The organism is Pseudomonas sp. 2822-17 (genome assembly GCF_002742485.1).
GTDB lineage: Bacteria > Pseudomonadota > Gammaproteobacteria > Pseudomonadales > Pseudomonadaceae > Aquipseudomonas > Aquipseudomonas cyclaminis.
This window is the reverse complement of record NZ_LJRZ01000500.1, coordinates 19,434-36,367: the sequence shown is the minus strand read 5'-3', so window position 1 is coordinate 36,367 and position 16,934 is coordinate 19,434. Positions and strand designations below refer to the sequence as shown.

Here is a 16,934-nt window from a genome sequence, read left to right as displayed (position 1 = left end):
CGGATCAGTCTAGGCCAAGAGGTGGGCACTAGGCCAGACATGTGTCTGGCCATGCCTGGGTGCTTCAGTCGGCGGCTGGCGCAGGCTGGATGGCAAGCTGGTCGGCCAGGCGCACAAACGCGGCGAGGTCCAGTTGCTCGGGGCGCAGGCTGCCGTCGACGCCGGCGGCTTCGATTTCGGCGTTGCTCAGCAGGGCTTTGAGCGTGTTGCGCAGGGTTTTGCGGCGCTGGTTGAACGCCTCGCGCACCACGCGCTCCAGCAACTTGTGATCCTTGGCCGGGTGCGGCAGAACGGCATGTGGCACCAGGCGGACGATGGCCGAGTCGACCTTAGGTGGCGGATTGAATGCACCTGGACCTACGTTAAACAGGTGTTCAACACGGCAGTGGTACTGAACCATGATCGACAGACGGCCCCAGTCACCACCGCCAGGGCCTGCGGCCAGGCGCTCCACCACTTCTTTCTGCAGCATGAAGTGCATGTCGCGGATAATCCCGGCGTTGTTCAGCAGGTGGAAAATCAGCGGCGTAGAGATGTTGTACGGCAGGTTACCGACCACGCGCAGGCTGTTGGGCGCGGCGTTGAGGGAGTTGAAGTCGAACTTCAGTGCATCGCCCTGGTGCAGGTTGAAGTTGGATTTGCCGGCAAACTGCTGGTTGAGGATCGGGATCAGGTCCTTGTCCAGTTCAACCACGTCCAATTGGCCACCGCTGGCCAGCAGGCCTTGGGTCAATGCGCCCTGGCCTGGGCCGATTTCCAGCAGGCGGTCTTCGGGCTTGGCATGGATGGAGCGCAGGATGCGGTCGATCACGCCGGCGTCGTGCAGGAAGTTTTGCCCGAAACGCTTGCGCGCCCGGTGTTGGTAATGCTCAGTCATATACGGGTCTCGGCCATCTGATAGGCGGTTTCCAGGGCCACGTGCAGGCTGCCGGTATCGATCTTGCCGCTGCCCGCCAGGTCCAGGGCAGTGCCATGGTCGACGGACGTGCGGATGATCGGCAGGCCCAGTGTCACGTTGACGGCGGCGCCGAAGCCTTTGTATTTCAGCACCGGCAGCCCCTGGTCATGGTACATCGCCAGCACTGCGTCGCAGTGCTCCAGATATTTGGGGGTAAACAGAGTGTCCGCTGGCAGTGGGCCACGCAGGTCCATGCCTTCTTGGCGCAGACGCTCCAGGGTTGGTTCGATGATGTCGATTTCTTCATGGCCCAAATGACCGCCTTCACCGGCATGGGGGTTGAGCCCGCAGACCAGGATGCGCGGTTGGGCGATGCCGAATTTTTTCTGCAGATCGGCGTGCAGGATGCGCGTGACGCGCTCCACGCGTTCAGCGGTGATGGCGTCGGCAATCTCACGCAGCGGCAGGTGCGTGGTCACCAGTGCGACCCGCAGGCCGTGCGTTGCCAGCATCATCACGACTTGTTCGGTGTGGGTCAGTTCAGCGAGGAATTCGGTGTGGCCGGAAAAGGCGATGCCGGATTCGTTGATCACACCCTTGTGTACCGGGCCGGTAATCATGCCTGCGAAGTCGCCGTCGATGCAGCCTTGCCCGGCTCGGGTCAGGGTTTGCAGCACAAATGCCGCATTGGCTTTGTCCAGTTGCCCGGCAATCACCTTGGCTGCAAGTGGGGTATCCCACACATACAGGCTACCGGCTGGCGCCGGCAGGTCGGGCCAGTTGCCCGGTGCCACGTCCAGCACGTTGACGGCCACACCCAGTTGCGCGGCCCGCTCAATGAGCAGGTCGCGGCTGGTGATGGCAATCAGGGGGTGTGGCTGGGGCTGCGAGGCGAGCAGCAGGCACAGGTCTGGACCTATACCGGCCGGCTCGCCGGGTGTTACCGCGAAACGCTGGGGTTTCACTGTACTGCCTGGTCGGTGCCTGTTTGCTCGGCGCCTGGCAGCTTGTTTTCCACGTAGGCTTCGTCACGGATCTGACGCAACCACGTTTGCAGCTCTTCGTCGTATTTGCGGTTACGCAGTACGTTCAGTGCTTGTTGCTCGCGGGCCTGGCTGGTGTTGTCGGTGGCGCGACGGCCAAGGACTTCCAGTACATGCCAGCCATATTGGGTCTTGAACGGTTTGGACAGCACGCCCTGTGGCGTATCGGCCATCACCTGTTGGAACTCCGGCACCAGGGCTTTCGGGTCGATCCAGTTCAGGTCGCCGCCGTTGAGGGCCGAACCAGGGTCTTCCGAAAAGCTTTTGGCCAGGGTGGCGAAGTCTTCACCGCCTTCGATGCGGTCATAGATCTTCTGGGCCAGTTCCTTGGTTTGTGCTTCGGTGCGGATCTCGCTTGGTTTGACCAGGATATGCCGAACATGCACTTCGTCTTTCAGCGAGGTCTCGCCACCGCGACGTTCCAGCAACTTCAGGATGATGAAACCGCCTGGGGTGCGCGCTGGCTGGGTGATACCACCCACTTCCATGGCGCTCAGCTCGCGGTCAAACGGAGGTGGCAACTGAGCAGCTTTACGCCAGCCCATGTCGCCGCCTTCAAGAGCGTTGTCGCTGCCGGACTGGGCAATTGCCATCTGGGCAAAATCTGCACCCGCCTTCAGGCGCTCATAAATGGCCTGGGTCTTGGCGGCGGCGGCATTGAGCTGCTCGGAGTTGGCACTGTCCGGGGTCGGGATCAGGATATTGGCCAGGTGCAGTTCTTCGGAAAGCTGCATCTTGCCCAGGTCCGACGCCAGGAAGTTCTTCACTTCCTGTTCGGACACCTGAACCCGCTCGGCCACCCGGCGCTGACGCACACGGCTGATGATCATCTCGCGGCGGATCTGGTCACGGGCGTCTTCATAGGAGAGACCGTCGTGAGCCAGGGCGGCGCGGAACTGATCGATGCTCATGTTGTTGCGTTGCGCAATGGTGCCAACGGCCTGGTTCAGCTCTTCGTCCGAAATGCGGATGCCGGAGCGATCGCCGATCTGCAGTTGCAGGTTTTCAACGATCAGACGTTCCAATACCTGTTGGTCCAAGACGCTGGTAGGCGGCACACCACCGCCACGCTTGGCGATGGTTTGCTGAACTTCCTTGACGCGTTGGTCCAGTTGGCTCTGCATGATCACGTCGTTATCGACGATGGCCACAACCTTGTCCAGCTGTTGAACCGCAGCGTGTGCCGATGCGGTCCCCAGGAACAGTGCGCCCAGCACTAGCGGGCGCAGACAATCAGAAAGCTTGGTCTTCACGTTCACGATAACCTTCAATGCCTTTGTCGAGGAAGCTCTCTACCTTGGCGCCGGTCAGGCCGCCGAGTCCTTTGAGGACGATTTGCAGGAAGAGCCCGTGGTCACCCTTTTCGTTCAGCGGGGCGATCTGGCTGTATTCGTCGTTGGAAACCCAGTAACGGTTGATGACGCGCAGTTTCCAGCAGCAGTTGTCGTACTCGAAACCACCGAAGGCTTCCAGGGTACGGTTGCGTGCGTAGTCATACTGCCAGCGGGTGATCAGGTTCCACTGAGGAATGATCGGCCACATCATCGAGAAATCGTGTTGTTGGATTTTGTAGTAATCCTTCACGTAGTTCGCCGAGCCTGGTGTGCCGTAGTCGCCACCGAACTGCCATTTACCGGTCAGCTGGTTGTAGACGACCTGGTCGTTACGATAGCGATAACCGACGTTGATGATCTTGTTCGGGTTGTCTTCCGGCTGGTAATGAAGCATCGCGCTGCCGGAGCGAGGGCTGTGCTCCTCGGTGTCCCAGTTGTAATTGGCAGTGGCGCGCCAGTCACGGTTGAAGCGGAACTCGTAGTCCAGGGCAACCGGCGATACGTCGGACTGTGCATCGGCACGGTCGGCGGCCAGGATGCCTGGCAGTTGCACTTCACGGTCCTTGAAATACAGCGCCTGGCCCACGGCCACACGTTGACGCTCGAAGCCGTTTTCTTCGATCCAGCGGCTGGTCAAGCCCAGGGACAGCTTGTTTTCATCGCCGATACGGTCGGAGCCGCTGAAGCGGTTGTCACGGAACAGCGACGCGTAGCTGAACGAGGTTTCGCTGGTGTCGAACACCGGAATATCGCTTTGGTCCTTGTTCGGCACGTACAGATAGAACGCGCGCGGCTCAAGGGTCTGGCGATAGTCTTTGCCGAACCAGTTGGTATTGCGGTCGAAATACAGGCCGCTGTCTACGCTGGCTACAGGAATTGCACGGTCCTGGGAGCTTTTGAACGTGCCACCGGCATATTGGGTGCCAGCTGTCGCCGCTGCAGCTTGTGCAGCGATGATGTCGTTCTTGCCTTTGTTGTCCAAGTCAAGATCGTACTTGGTGTAGACGTACTTGAGCTTCGGCGTCACAAAGCCGTAGGTCCAGTTCATCGGGTAGGAGACGGCTGGCGCCACGTTCAGGCGTGTACCGTTTGCACGGGTCAGGCCGTTGACGTAGGTGTCCAGGCGACGCTCGGAGCTACCATTTTCATTGATGAAGTTGCCGCTTTCCAGGCTGCGTTCAAACCGAACTGCTTCGGTCTCGTAGCTGAAATTCAAGCCGCCTGGGTGGTAGGGCAACTGACCATTGAAAGTGATCTGAGGCAGCCGGTCATAAGGCGTGACCTGGGAGATCGTGGCCAGCTGATAAGCCTGGACATTCAAGCGCGCCTGGAAGGAGTCGCCGCGATAACTCACGGAACCCTGCTGGTTGACGTAGTCCTGGCTCTCGACACCTTCCTGGTAGGACTTGAGATCCTGAAAGTAATAAGGGTCGCTGATCTTTGTGTAGTCGACCTGGGTCAGTACACGCGAATCCAGCCCGCCTTTATGCTGCCAATTGAGCATATAGCGGGTTTTTTCGTAATCGGTCTGCAGCTTGCGTTCGTCGTTGTCGTCGTTGAGGTACGCGCCGCCGAACTGGCCTTCGCTGGACTTGGTGAGGTAGCGGAATTCGCCTTCCATCATCATGCCGCGCTTGGTCATGTATTGCGGGTACAACGTGGCGTCGTAGTTCGGCGCCAGGTTGAAGTAATACGGCGTGACCAGGGTGAAGCCGGTTTCGCTGCCGGTGCTGAAGCTCGGCGGCAGGAAGCCGGACTGACGACGATCGTCGATCGGGAAATAGATATACGGGGTATACAGGATCGGGATGTTCTTGATCCGCAACGTCGCGTTGGTGGCGGTACCGAAACCGGTGGCCGGGTTCAGCGTGATGTTGTTGCCCCTGAGTTGCCAGGCGTTGCTGTCCGGCTCGCAGGTGGTGTACGTACCGTCCTTGAGACGGATGATCGCGTTTTCGGCACGCTTGGCGTACAGCGCGTTACCGCGGATACGTGACTTGTGCATTACGTATTCGGCGTTGTCGATCTGCGCCGCACCCGTGTCCAGCTGAACCTGGGCGTGGTCGCCGACGATCAGTGCACCGTTGTCGCGCAGTCGTACGTTGCCGTTCAGCTCGCCGCGGCTTTCCGCCTGGTACAGGCTGGCTTCTTCGGCTTCAAGCTGCATGCTGCCCTGGCGCATGACAACGTCACCGGCCAGGGTTGCGACTTGTTGTTCCTGCTCGTAACGAGAGGCCTTGGCACCGATGAAGGTGGGCGCATCGCTCTTGTTCGTCTTGTCGTTCATGCCAGGACGATTCGGCTCGATGTACGCACCGCCGCAATAAGGACCGGTTTCGGCCAGCTGGGCTGCGGTCAACTTTTCGCGAGGTACCCAGTCCAAGTGGCTGTAATCGGCGCTGCGCGAGCGCAGGCCACGGCCCTTGGATTCGGTGACCAGTGCAGTCTTGGGTTCGGCCGCGGCACTGCCACCAGCATCGGCCTGCGCCGTGCTGTTGGCCGAGCTGACGGCAGCGCCGTCATGCACCGGGCGCGGTGGCAACGGGGCAGCGGCGGTTTTCGGCGCGCAATCCCAGGCACCCGAAGCAGAGACTGAGCAGTCATACTGTTCCGCGGCGACCACGAATGAGGTGGCGAAGGGTTGCATGGCCAGCAGACTGCCGGTTACCAGCAACGGAAATTTTCTACGAAACGCGGGGGATTTCAATGCCATCTTATTAGTCCGGGCTTCCTGCGTGCCATCTGCCCGCGGTTTGGGCCGCACGCCTCTCGATGGTCTGAAAAAGATGCGTGATAATAAAGCATGCCCCGCTTGACGGCTAGCGCCGTCGGAGACCCTTGTAATGCCCGAGCAAGATCTACGTTTACTACAGCTGGAAGTCTGGCTGGATGAGCAGTTGCCGATCCTTTTCAACGCTCAGGACTGGGGCCCCGTACCCCCGGCCACATTGACTGCGGCCAGCAGCGACGCGAGTTTCAGGCGTTACTTCCGTTGGGAAGGCGGCGGCCGGACTTTCGTGGTAATGGACGCGCCGCCCCCCCAGGAAAACTGCAAACCCTTCGTCGATATCGCCCATTTACTGGCGAAGTCGGGCGTAAATGTTCCAAAAATTTATGCAGAAGATCTGCCGCGCGGCTTTCTTTTGCTCAATGACCTTGGCAGAAAAACCTACCTGGACGTGATTGACGAGCAAAACGCCGATCAACTCTTTGCCGACGCCATCGATGCCTTGCTGGCGTTCCAACAGTTGCCGATGGATGCGCCGCTGCCCAGTTATGACGTCGCCTTGTTGCGCCGCGAGCTGGAACTCTTCCCCGAGTGGTACATACGCCGCCATCTGGGCGTCGAGTTGGATGCACAACAACAAGACCTTTGGCAGCGTGTCAGCGACCGCCTGATCGAGAGCGCCCTGGCGCAGCCCAAAGTGCTGGTGCACCGCGACTACATGCCGCGCAACCTGATGATCAGCGAGCCGAACCCCGGCGTGCTGGATTTCCAGGACGCGGTCTACGGCCCAGTCACCTACGACATTACCTGCCTGTTCAAGGACGCCTTCCTCAGCTGGCCCCAGGGGCGCGTGCGTGAATGGCAGCGCGGCTATTGGGAGCGTGCAGGCCAGGCTGGCATCCCGGTGCACCGGGATTTCGATGACTTCCTGCGTGCCAGCGACCTGATGGGCGTGCAGCGCCACCTCAAGGTCATCGGCATCTTCGCGCGCATTTGCCATCGCGACGGCAAGCCGCGCTACCTGGCCGACGTGCCGCGTTTCTTTGCTTATATAGAAGCAGTGATCGCGGATCGTCCGGAGTTGAGCGAATTGGCTGAGTTGCTCACCAGCCTGCGCCAACCCGCTGAGGCAATGGTATGAAGGCCATGATCCTGGCCGCCGGCAAAGGCGAGCGGATGCGTCCGCTCACCTTGCACACGCCCAAGCCGCTGGTGCAGGCCGGCGGCAAGCGGCTGATCGAATATCACCTGGAGGCGCTGGCCAAGGCTGGTTTCACCGATATCGTGATCAACCACGCCTGGCTCGGTCAGCAGATCGAGAGCTACCTGGGGGATGGCGCACAGTTTGGCTTGCGCATCCGCTACTCCCCGGAGGGCGAACCGCTGGAAACCGGCGGCGGGATTTTCCAGGCGTTGCCGTTGCTGGGGGATGAGCCTTTCCTGGTGGTCAATGGCGATATCTGGACCGATTACGACTTCACCCAACTCAAGCGGCCGCTCGAGGGCCTGGCCCACTTGGTGATGGTCGACAACCCGGCGCATCACCCTTCGGGCGGCGATTTCTACCTGGATCAGGGTCTGCTTCATGATGCGGCGCCCGGTGCCGATAACCTGACCTTCAGTGGCATTTCAGTGCTCGACCCCCAGTTGTTCGCGGGTTGCAGTGCCGGTGCCTTCAAGCTGGCGCCTCTGTTGCGCGAGGCTATGGCTAAAGGTTTGGTAACGGGGGAACACATGGCGGGACGCTGGATTGATGTCGGCACGCTGGAGCGCCTGGCGCAAGTCGAAACCCTGCTGACAGCGGGGCAGTAGCATGTTGTGGCCAGGGACGCTGATCGGCGCCGGGGCTGGCTTCGCCATTGCCAGTATTCCGGGGGCCTTGTTGGGTGCATTGCTGGGCCAGGCCCTGGACCGTCGAATGCAACTGCACAGCTGGGCTCAGCTGCGCGAGCGCATGGGTGGTCGTCCGGTGCTGCGCAATGATGAGTTGTTGTTTGTATTGCTCGGGCGCCTGGCCAAAAGCAACGGGCGCGTGGTGGACGGGCATATTCAGCAGGCGCGACAGGAGATGCGTTCGCTGGACATGACCGAGTCCGCGCAGCGCCGCGCGATTGCCGCGTTCAATCGGGGTAAGTCCGGCTCAGACCGTGTGCGCAGTTATCTGCGTGTGCTCAAGGCCCAGCCCCATGCAGCGGAAGGTGTGTTGCGCGCCTGTTGGCGGATGGTCTGGGCGGACGGCAGGGCGGATGACGCCGAGCGCGACCTGATCGACTTGTGGGGCAAGTGGTTGGGCTGGACACCGCAGCAGCTCAAGGCCTTGGCGGCGGACTACACACCCGAGCGCAAGACACTGGTCAATCGCGGCGGCAGTTATCAGGACGCGCTGCGCTTGCTCGGTGTAACCGCCACCACCGAACCGTCGGTCATCAAGCGTGCCTACCGTCGGCTGCTCAGCCGCCACCACCCGGATAAAGTCGCCGGCGGTGGCGCCACCCCTACGCAAGTGCATGAGGCCACCGAGCGCACTCGCGAGCTGCATAACGCCTATGCGCTGATTCGTGAGCGCCGGGATTTTCGTTAGATTCACGGATAACCATAAACCAATGTGGGAGGGGGCAAGTCCCTTCCCTCATTGGGTATGTACTGTTCCTCAGTCGGTGCTGGCCTGCGGGCTCAACCATCCGCGAATCCTGCGATACAACTGCTCCTGTTCCGCAGCGCTGTTGCCGGGCAAGGTCTTCAGTGACACCTGCTTGTAGCCATCGTTCTTCAATCGCTTGGCTGCCTGGGCACGGGCCTGGGCGTTTTTGCGTGCCTGTGCGTTGTCCTGATAGTAAACATCGGCAGTCGGCAGTTTCAGTCCGGGCGCCAGTTGCTGCACATCCGGATGGCGCCCGTTAGGCGTCTGCGCCGCGACCATCACAAACTTTTGCACTTGAGACGGCTGTTTCTCGCTCAGGTAACGTGCAGCCCACCAGGCGCCAGTGCCATGGCCCACCAGCACCACACTGCGTGCGCTTTGGGTCTGGGCAAAGGCCACGGCCGCGTCAATGCGGTCAAAGATGCGCGAGGCGTCGGTCTTGTCTTGCTCGTCGACACCCGGCACCACTGACGGATCGGTGCCTTCCGCTTCGGCGCTGGCGGCTTGTTCGATCGGTTTGTCGGCGGTGCTCGCATCCTTGCTGCTGGTGTCGACGGTGGCCTTGGGCGCTTCCATCACGCGCGGCGGCAGGGTGTCGACGCTCACATCCGGCAACGACAGGCTGAGACTGCCCCAATTGGCGTCCGGCAATTTGCGTCGCAACGGGCCGATTGCTTGCGGCCAGTCAGCACTTTCACCGCTGCCGGGTACGATAATCACCACGCCTTCGGGTTCGGCGCTGTTGGCCGGTTTCCACAGGGCGAGGAATGAGTCGCTGCCGGCCTGCAGCTGTTGCTGTTCCTGCTGCGGTATCGTGCGCTCCAGCGCGCTGGCGTCTTCCTGGCTGCGCTCAAGCAGGGGTTGGCGCTCGACAGGTTTTTCGGCAGCCGGCGCGGGGGCGTCAGCAGCCTGTACAGAAAAGGCACTGGTAAACAGCAGCGACAGGCACAATGCTGGCAGTGCCGAACGGTTTCGATAGGGCATCGTTGATTTCCGGCCAGAAGAGATTCCAGCAGCCTAAAGGGTTGGTCAGTTTTTGTCAGTGATGTGAGACGTGGATCATGGGTTTTCGCTGTCTGCTGGTTATCGGCTGTTTGTGCGTCGCCTTGATCGCAAACGCCTCCCCCGCGCCTGCCGCCCCGCAGGCGCAGCTCACTGCGCAGCAGCGCGAATGGCTGGCCCGGCACCCGGAGTTGCGGGTGGGCGTGGTGCTGCAAGTGCCCTACGCGCAGTACGACCGGCGCCTGCAGCGCTTGTCCGGGGCCAATGTGGAGTTGATGCAGGCGCTGGCCAAGGCGCTGAATATCGAGCTGACCTGGCGCAACTTCCCTAACCAGGAGCAACTGGAAGCCGCCGTCCGCGATGACGAAGTGGACATCGCCCCCGGCCTGCAACAAACCCCGGCTGGTTTGCGCCTGTGGTTATTCAGCGACCCCTATATGCGCGTGCCCCAGCATATCGTCGGCGTCCGCGAGGGCGGCGGTGCGGTGGAGCTGGAAAAACTCGACGATCAGTCCCGCGTTGCCGTGCGCATGCCCAGCGCGGTGGCCGATTACCTGCGCAGCACTTATCCGAGCCTCAACCTGCAGGGCGTGCCCATTGAGCGCCAGGCCTTGCAGTTGTTGGTCAGCCAGCAGGCACGTTATGCCGTGGTGGATGAAGCGCAATTGAGCCGACTGTCTGGCGAGGCCGAGTTCGCCGGCCTGGCGGTGGTGGGGGACATCGGTCTGCCGCAATTGCTGCGGGTGGCCACGCGCAGGGATTGGCCCGAACTGGCGGGCATCATGGAAAGTGCCCTGGCCGCTATCCCGGCCCGCGACCTGGATCAACTGCACAGCCGTTGGCTGCAACCCAAATACCCACGGTTATCGGAGTCGCCTGGGCTGTGGCAGAACCTCAGCCTGTTGCTGAGCCTGCTGCTGCTCGCCAGTCTGGCGACCGTGTTCTGGCAGCGCCGCCAGCAACGCGTGCTCGAACATGGACTGCTGGCTGCGCGGGAAGAAAGCGCCGCCCGCGCCGCGGGTGCGCAAGCGCTGCGGTTGACGCAGTTTTCCATCGACCAAAGCACCGTCGGCATCCTATGGGTCAATTGGGACAGCCATGTGCGCTACGCCAACCACGCCGCCGAAAGCATGCTCGGTTACGCCCCGGGTGCGCTGATCGAGCGCCCGCTCGTCGACCTCGATCCGACCCTGGACATGGACCGTTGGCTCAACCTGTGGAAGCGCGCACGGGCCAGCGAAGAGGGGCCGCAGAACTTCGCCACCGATTGTTTACGCGCCGACGGCAGCATCCTGCCGGCCAACGTGTCCTTGAGCTTTCTGCGGTTTGCCGAGGCCGAGTACTTGGTGGTCTACCTGAACGATGTCACCGAGTTGCGCCGCACGCTGGCCGCGTTGATGCAAAGTGAAGCGCAACTGCGCGAACTCTCGGCCCACCTGGAAACCGTGCGCGAAGAAGAAAAAGCCCGCATCGCCCGGGAAGTTCACGATGAGCTCGGGCAGATGCTCACCGTGCTCAAGCTGGAAACCTCCATGTGCGAGTTGGCCTATGCGCAACTGGACCCCGGCCTGCACGAGCGCTTGAACAGCATGAAGCGCCTGATCGCTCAACTGTTCCAACTGGTGCGGGACGTCGCGACGGCGCTGCGCCCACCGATCCTCGACGCCGGCATCGCCTCCGCGATTGAATGGCAGGCCCGACGCTTCGAAGCGCGCACGCAGATTCCCTGCCTGGTTCAGGTGCCGGATAACCTGCCGGCCCTGAGCGACGCCAAGGCCATCGGCCTGTTTCGTATCCTGCAGGAAGCGCTGACCAACGTGATGCGCCATGCCCAGGCGCATACTGTGGAGCTGACCCTGGCCATAGAAGGCACGGATTTGCGGCTGACCATCAGCGACGACGGGGTCGGTTTCGTCCAGCCTGAAGGCCGTGCGGTATCGTTTGGCTTGGTCGGTATGCGCGAGCGCGTGCTGATCATGGGCGGGCAATTGAGCCTGCACAGCGAGTTGGGGGAGGGCACTACCCTGAGTGTGACGGTGCCGCTGGATGCATAACACCAAGAGGAAATTCCTGTGATCCGTGTACTGGTAGCCGAAGACCACACCATCGTTCGTGAAGGCATCAAGCAACTGATCGGCCTGGCCAAAGACCTGCTGGTGGTGGGGGAGGCGAGCAATGGCGAGCAGTTGCTGGAGACCTTACGCCACGTGCCGTGCGAGGTGGTGTTGCTGGATATCTCGATGCCCGGCGTCAACGGCCTGGAAGCCATTGCCCGGATCCGTGCATTGAGTAACCCGCCGGCGATCCTGGTGCTGTCGATGCACGATGAAGCGCAAATGGCTGCCCGCGCCCTGAAGGTCGGCGCCGCTGGTTACGCGACCAAGGACAGCGACCCGGCGCTGTTGCTCACGGCGATTCGCAAGGTCGCGGCGGGCGGGCGCTACATCGATCCGGATTTGGCGGACCGTATGGTCTTCGAAGTCGGCCTCACCGATGCCCGGCCGTTGCACTCGCTGCTCTCGGAGCGTGAGTTTTCGGTGTTCGAGCGCCTGGCTCAAGGCGCCAACGTCAATGACATCGCCCAGCAGCTGGCGCTGAGCAGCAAGACCATCAGCACCCACAAGGCGCGCTTGATGCAAAAGCTCAATATCACCTCCCTGGCTGATCTGGTGAAGTACGCCATGGAACACAAGCTGTTGTGACGACATGCCTGTTTGCGACCTGCTTTAAACCGCGCTGACGCGATGCCCGGCGCTTCGCACCACGGCACTGTTCCATTCCCGCCATCCGTGTAGGGCAATCCCTACCCCCAACCTTCCATCCGGCTGATGCAATTCTCTCCTGGCCCCCGATTTCCGGGGCCTCGCGCCTGGACTACGCTTGTGCCACAGCAGTCCAAAACACAAAGGTGCGGGTATGAGCGAGGTGGATTCAAATGATGTGCTGGTCAGCTTTCGTGGCGTGCAGAAGAGCTACGACGGCGAGAACCTGATCGTCAAAGACCTCAACCTGGAAATTCGCAAGGGCGAGTTCCTCACCTTGCTCGGGCCTTCCGGTTCGGGCAAGACCACCAGCCTGATGATGCTCGCGGGCTTTGAAACGCCGACCGCCGGTGAAATCCAGCTGGCCGGGCGTTCCATCAACAACGTGCCGCCGCACAAGCGCGACATCGGCATGGTGTTCCAGAACTATGCGCTGTTCCCGCACATGACCGTGGCCGAGAACCTGGCGTTTCCCTTGTCTGTACGCGGCTTGAGCAAGACCGACGTCAGCGAGCGGGTCAAGCGTGTGTTGAGCATGGTCCAGCTCGACGCCTTCGCCCAGCGTTACCCGGCACAACTGTCTGGCGGCCAGCAACAGCGTGTGGCCCTGGCCCGTGCGCTGGTGTTCGAACCGCAATTGGTGCTGATGGATGAACCCCTCGGCGCCCTCGACAAACAACTGCGCGAACACATGCAGATGGAGATCAAGCACCTGCACCAACGCCTCGGCGTGACCGTGGTGTACGTGACCCACGACCAGGGTGAAGCCCTGACCATGTCCGACCGAGTGGCGGTGTTCCACCAGGGCGAGATCCAGCAGATCGCCCCGCCGCGCACCCTGTATGAAGAGCCGAAGAACACTTTTGTCGCCAATTTCATCGGCGAGAACAACCGCCTCAATGGTCGTCTGCACAGCCATACCGGTGACCGCTGCGTGGTCGAGTTGGCGCGGGGCGAGAAGGTCGAAGCGCTGGCGATCAACGTCGGCCAGATCGGTGGCCCGGTCACGCTGTCGGTACGTCCGGAACGGGTCAGTCTCAATGGCTCCAGCGAAAGCTGCGTCAACCGCTTCTCCGGGCGGGTGGCGGAATTCATCTACCTGGGCGACCACGTGCGTGTGCGCCTGGAAGTCTGCGGAAAGGCCGATTTTTTTGTGAAACAACCGATTGCCGAGCTGGACCCAGCCCTGGCGGTCGGCGACGTGGTACCGATTGGCTGGCAAGTCGAGCACGTTCGCGCACTCGACCCACTTCTAGAGGCGAATTGATCGCCCCCATGGCTTCACCAACCCTGCACGTGGAGAGAACAACAATGTTGAGTTCCTTGAAGTATTCCGTTCTGGCATTGAGCTTGATGGGCGCGACACAGGCCATGGCGGGCCCCGACCTGACGGTCGTGTCCTTCGGCGGCGCGAATAAGGCGGCTCAGGTCAAGGCCTTCTACGCACCGTGGGAAAGCGCGGGCAACGGCAAGATCGTCGCCGGTGAGTACAACGGTGAAATGGCCAAGGTCAAAGCCATGGTCGACACCAAGAGCGTGTCCTGGGACCTGGTCGAAGTGGAATCGCCGGAACTGTCCCGCGGTTGCGACGAAGACATGTTCGAGCCGCTCGACCCGAAACTGTTCGGCGACAGCGCCAACTACGTGAAGGGCGCGATCCAGCCGTGCGGCGTGGGTTTCTTCGTGTGGTCGACGGTGCTGGCGTACAACGCCGACAAACTGGCTTCTGCGCCAACCAGCTGGGCGGATTTCTGGGACACCAAGAAATTCCCGGGCAAGCGCGGCCTGCGTAAAGGCGCCAAGTACACCCTGGAATTCGCGTTGATGGCCGACGGCGTAGCGCCGAAGGATGTGTACAAAGTGCTGGCCGGCAAAGATGGCCAGGACCGTGCCTTCAAGAAACTCGACGAACTCAAGCCGTCGATCCAGTGGTGGGAAGCCGGCGCACAACCGCCGCAGTACCTCGCCTCGGGTGACGTAGTGATGAGCTCGGCCTACAACGGCCGCATCGCTGCCGTGCAGAAAGAAAGCAACCTGAAAGTGGTGTGGAACGGCGGTATCTACGACTTCGACGCGTGGGCCATTCCAAAAGGCCTGGCCAAGGATCGTGCCGAAGCGGCGAAGAAATTCATCGCCTTCTCGGTAGCGCCGCAGCAGCAGAAGACCTACTCGGAAAACATCGCCTACGGCCCGGCCAACACCCAAGCCGTACCGTTGCTGGCCAAAGACATCCTCAAGGACATGCCGACCACGCCAGAGAACATCGCCAACCAGGTGCAGATCGACGTGAGCTTCTGGGCGGATAACGGTGAGCAACTGGAGCAGCGCTTCAATTCCTGGGCTGCTAAATAACACCGCCTAACCTCTGTGGGGGGGGGTAAGCCCCCTCCCACAGGAGATCTGCATTTATCTTCAAGATCCGGAGTCTGCCATGGCCATCGCCATCCCCACCCTCAAGCAGCGCCTGGCGCGTGCCGAGCGGCTCAATCGCTGGAAGGCCCAGGCCTTGATTGCGCCGCTGGTGCTGTTTTTGCTGCTGGTGTTCCTGGTGCCGATCGTCGCGCTGTTGTTTAAAAGCGTCGGCAACCCGGAAGTGGTGGGCGGTTTGCCGCGTACCGTGGTGGCGGTGACTGCCTGGGACGGCCGTGGCCTGCCCGGCGAGCCGGTGTACCAGGCCCTCAGTGAGGACTTGGGCGAGGCGCGTAAAAACCAGACCCTGGGCGATCTGTCCAAACGCTTGAACATGGAACTGGCCGGCTATCGCAGCCTGCTGACCAAAACCGCGCGGGCGCTGCCGTTTACCGAAGCGCCGGCCTCTTATAAAGAAGCGCTGGAAACCCTCGACGAACGCTGGGGCGACCCGGCGTACTGGCAGGCGATCCGGCGCAATACCAGCAGCCTGACGCCGTTCTATCTGCTGGCGGCCGTGGATCACCGTATCGACGACCTCGGCGAAGTGGCTCCGGCCACACCGGACCAAGCGATCTACCTGGACATCTTCGCCCGCACCTTCTGGATGGGCCTGGTGATCACCGTGATCTGCCTGTTGCTGGCCTATCCTCTGGCGTATCTGCTGGCCAACCTGCCGGCGCGTAAAAGCAACCTGCTGATGATCCTGGTGTTGCTGCCGTTCTGGACCTCGATCCTGGTGCGAGTGGCGGCGTGGATCGTGCTGTTGCAGTCCGGCGGCCTGATCAACAGCGCGCTGATGGGCATGGGATTGATCGATAAGCCCCTGGAGTTGGTGTTCAACCGCACCGGGGTCTACATCTCCATGGTGCACATTCTGTTGCCGTTCATGATCCTGCCGATCTACAGCGTGATGAAAGGCATCTCGCCGACCTACATGCGTGCCGCTATTTCCCTGGGCTGCCACCCGTTTGCCAGTTTCTGGCGGGTGTACTTCCCGCAGACCTACGCCGGTGTGGGCGCCGGTTGCCTGTTGGTGTTCATCCTGGCGATTGGTTACTACATCACCCCGGCCTTGCTGGGCAGCCCGAACGACCAGATGGTCAGCTACTTCGTGGCCTTCTACACCAACACCAGCATCAACTGGGGCATGGCGACGGCGTTGGGCGGCTTGCTGCTGCTGGCGACCGTGGTGCTGTACCTGATCTACAACCGTCTGGTCGGCGCCAGCCGCCTGCGCCTGAGCTGAGGAGACCTTGCGATGCTGAGCCCTTACATGTCGCCCGTTGAGCGGGTTTGGTTCTACAGCTTGCGGATCCTCTGCGGCTTGATCCTGCTGTTCCTGATCCTGCCGGTGCTGGTCATCATCCCGCTGTCGTTCAACAGCGGCAGTTTCCTGGTGTACCCGTTGCAGGGCTTCTCGCTGCACTGGTACCAGGATTTCTTCGCCTCGGCCGAGTGGATGCGTGCGCTGAAGAACAGCATCATCGTCGCCCCGGCAGCCACGGTATTGGCGATGGTGTTCGGTACCCTGGCGGCAATTGGCCTGACCCGTGGCAATTTCCCCGGTAAGGCACTGGTGATGGCCCTGGTGATTTCGCCGATGGTGGTGCCGGTGGTGATCATCGGCGTGGCCAGCTACCTGTTCTTTGCGCCGCTGGGTTTGGGTAACAGTTTCTTCTCGCTGATCGTGGTGCACGCGGTGTTGGGCGTGCCGTTTGTGATCATCACGGTGTCGGCGACATTGCAGGGGTTCAACCACAATCTGGTGCGTGCGGCGGCCAGTCTGGGGGCTTCGCCACTCACCGCATTTCGTCGGGTGACCTTGCCGTTGATTGCACCGGGGGTGATATCCGGGGCGCTGTTTGCGTTCGCGACCTCGTTCGACGAGGTGGTGGTGACGCTGTTCCTTGCCGGCCCGGAGCAAGCGACCCTGCCACGGCAGATGTTCAGCGGTATCCGCGAAAACCTCAGCCCCACCATTGCCGCAGCGGCGACCTTGTTGATTGCGTTCTCGGTGTTGCTGTTGCTGACTCTGGAATGGCTGCGCGGCCGTAGCGAGAAACTGCGTACTGCCCAGGTCTAAAGCGCAGCGCAGATCACAATGTGGGAGCGGG

14 protein-coding genes are annotated in these 16,934 nt (G+C 61.4%); 9 read left to right on the top strand and 5 right to left on the bottom strand.

From position 1 onward, the window contains the following. Positions 1–64: 64 nt before the first annotated feature. From rsmA to AOA60_RS18560, 4 genes are read right to left on the bottom strand one after another with little or no spacing between them, the layout of a single operon-like run. Positions 65–877: a 16S rRNA (adenine(1518)-N(6)/adenine(1519)-N(6))-dimethyltransferase RsmA gene (rsmA, locus tag AOA60_RS18575; protein ID WP_099585669.1), complete on the bottom strand. Its 813-nt coding sequence runs from the start codon at positions 875–877 to the stop codon at positions 65–67. Then, positions 874–1,863, bottom strand: a complete 990-nt coding sequence (gene pdxA / locus AOA60_RS18570) for a 4-hydroxythreonine-4-phosphate dehydrogenase PdxA (RefSeq protein ID WP_099585668.1) — start codon at positions 1,861–1,863, stop codon at positions 874–876. Before pdxA ends, rsmA begins: the two co-directional genes overlap by 4 nt. Next, positions 1,860–3,200 carry a peptidylprolyl isomerase gene (locus AOA60_RS18565; RefSeq protein WP_099585667.1) on the bottom strand — a complete coding sequence of 447 codons (1,341 nt, stop codon included), beginning with the start codon at positions 3,198–3,200 and terminating at the stop codon, positions 1,860–1,862. The genes pdxA and AOA60_RS18565 overlap by 4 nt, the downstream gene beginning before the upstream one ends. Further along, a complete protein-coding gene (locus tag AOA60_RS18560) occupies positions 3,175–5,988 on the bottom strand; it encodes an LPS-assembly protein LptD (RefSeq protein WP_099585666.1) in 2,814 nt (937 codons plus the stop codon). Before AOA60_RS18560 ends, AOA60_RS18565 begins: the two co-directional genes overlap by 26 nt. Positions 5,989–6,118: 130 nt before the next feature. On the opposite strand from AOA60_RS18560, the gene AOA60_RS18555 reads away from it, so the two are divergent. The 3 genes from AOA60_RS18555 to AOA60_RS18545 are packed head-to-tail and all read left to right on the top strand — an operon-like array spanning position 6,119 to position 8,584. Continuing rightward, positions 6,119–7,144 carry an aminoglycoside phosphotransferase family protein gene (locus AOA60_RS18555; protein ID WP_099585665.1) on the top strand — a complete coding sequence of 342 codons (1,026 nt, stop codon included), beginning with the start codon at positions 6,119–6,121 and terminating at the stop codon, positions 7,142–7,144. Then, the gene (gene murU / locus AOA60_RS18550) at positions 7,141–7,815 is read left to right on the top strand and encodes an N-acetylmuramate alpha-1-phosphate uridylyltransferase MurU (protein ID WP_099585664.1); all 675 of its coding nucleotides are present in this window, start codon (positions 7,141–7,143) and stop codon (positions 7,813–7,815) included. Before AOA60_RS18555 ends, murU begins: the two co-directional genes overlap by 4 nt. A 1-nt stretch (position 7,816) precedes the next feature. Then, entirely contained in the window at positions 7,817–8,584 is a 768-nt protein-coding gene (locus tag AOA60_RS18545) for a TerB family tellurite resistance protein (protein WP_099585663.1), read from the top strand. A 69-nt stretch (positions 8,585–8,653) separates the two neighbouring features. Here the strand turns inward: AOA60_RS18545 and AOA60_RS18540 are convergent, their stop codons facing one another. Next, positions 8,654–9,628 (bottom strand): alpha/beta hydrolase family protein, encoded by a 975-nt coding sequence (locus AOA60_RS18540; RefSeq protein WP_099585662.1) that lies wholly within the window; start codon positions 9,626–9,628, stop codon positions 8,654–8,656. A 77-nt stretch (positions 9,629–9,705) separates the two neighbouring features. On the opposite strand from AOA60_RS18540, the gene AOA60_RS18535 reads away from it, so the two are divergent. From AOA60_RS18535 to AOA60_RS18510, 6 genes are all read left to right on the top strand, one after another. Beyond that, positions 9,706–11,700, top strand: a complete 1,995-nt coding sequence (locus AOA60_RS18535) for a transporter substrate-binding domain-containing protein (RefSeq protein WP_099585661.1) — start codon at positions 9,706–9,708, stop codon at positions 11,698–11,700. Between the two features lie 18 nt (positions 11,701–11,718). Continuing rightward, positions 11,719–12,348, top strand: coding sequence for a response regulator transcription factor (locus AOA60_RS18530; RefSeq protein ID WP_099585660.1), 630 nt, complete (start codon positions 11,719–11,721; stop codon positions 12,346–12,348). Positions 12,349–12,562: 214 nt separating this feature from the next. After that, positions 12,563–13,675 carry an ABC transporter ATP-binding protein gene (locus tag AOA60_RS18525; protein WP_099585659.1) on the top strand — a complete coding sequence of 371 codons (1,113 nt, stop codon included), beginning with the start codon at positions 12,563–12,565 and terminating at the stop codon, positions 13,673–13,675. A 44-nt stretch (positions 13,676–13,719) separates the two neighbouring features. Further along, positions 13,720–14,760: an ABC transporter substrate-binding protein gene (locus tag AOA60_RS18520; protein ID WP_099585658.1), complete on the top strand. Its 1,041-nt coding sequence runs from the start codon at positions 13,720–13,722 to the stop codon at positions 14,758–14,760. A gap of 79 nt (positions 14,761–14,839) precedes the next feature. Further along, positions 14,840–16,066, top strand: a complete 1,227-nt coding sequence (locus AOA60_RS18515) for an ABC transporter permease (RefSeq protein ID WP_099585657.1) — start codon at positions 14,840–14,842, stop codon at positions 16,064–16,066. Between the two features lie 12 nt (positions 16,067–16,078). Then, the gene (locus tag AOA60_RS18510) at positions 16,079–16,903 is read left to right on the top strand and encodes an ABC transporter permease (RefSeq protein WP_017739612.1); all 825 of its coding nucleotides are present in this window, start codon (positions 16,079–16,081) and stop codon (positions 16,901–16,903) included. Positions 16,904–16,934: the final 31 nt, after the last annotated feature.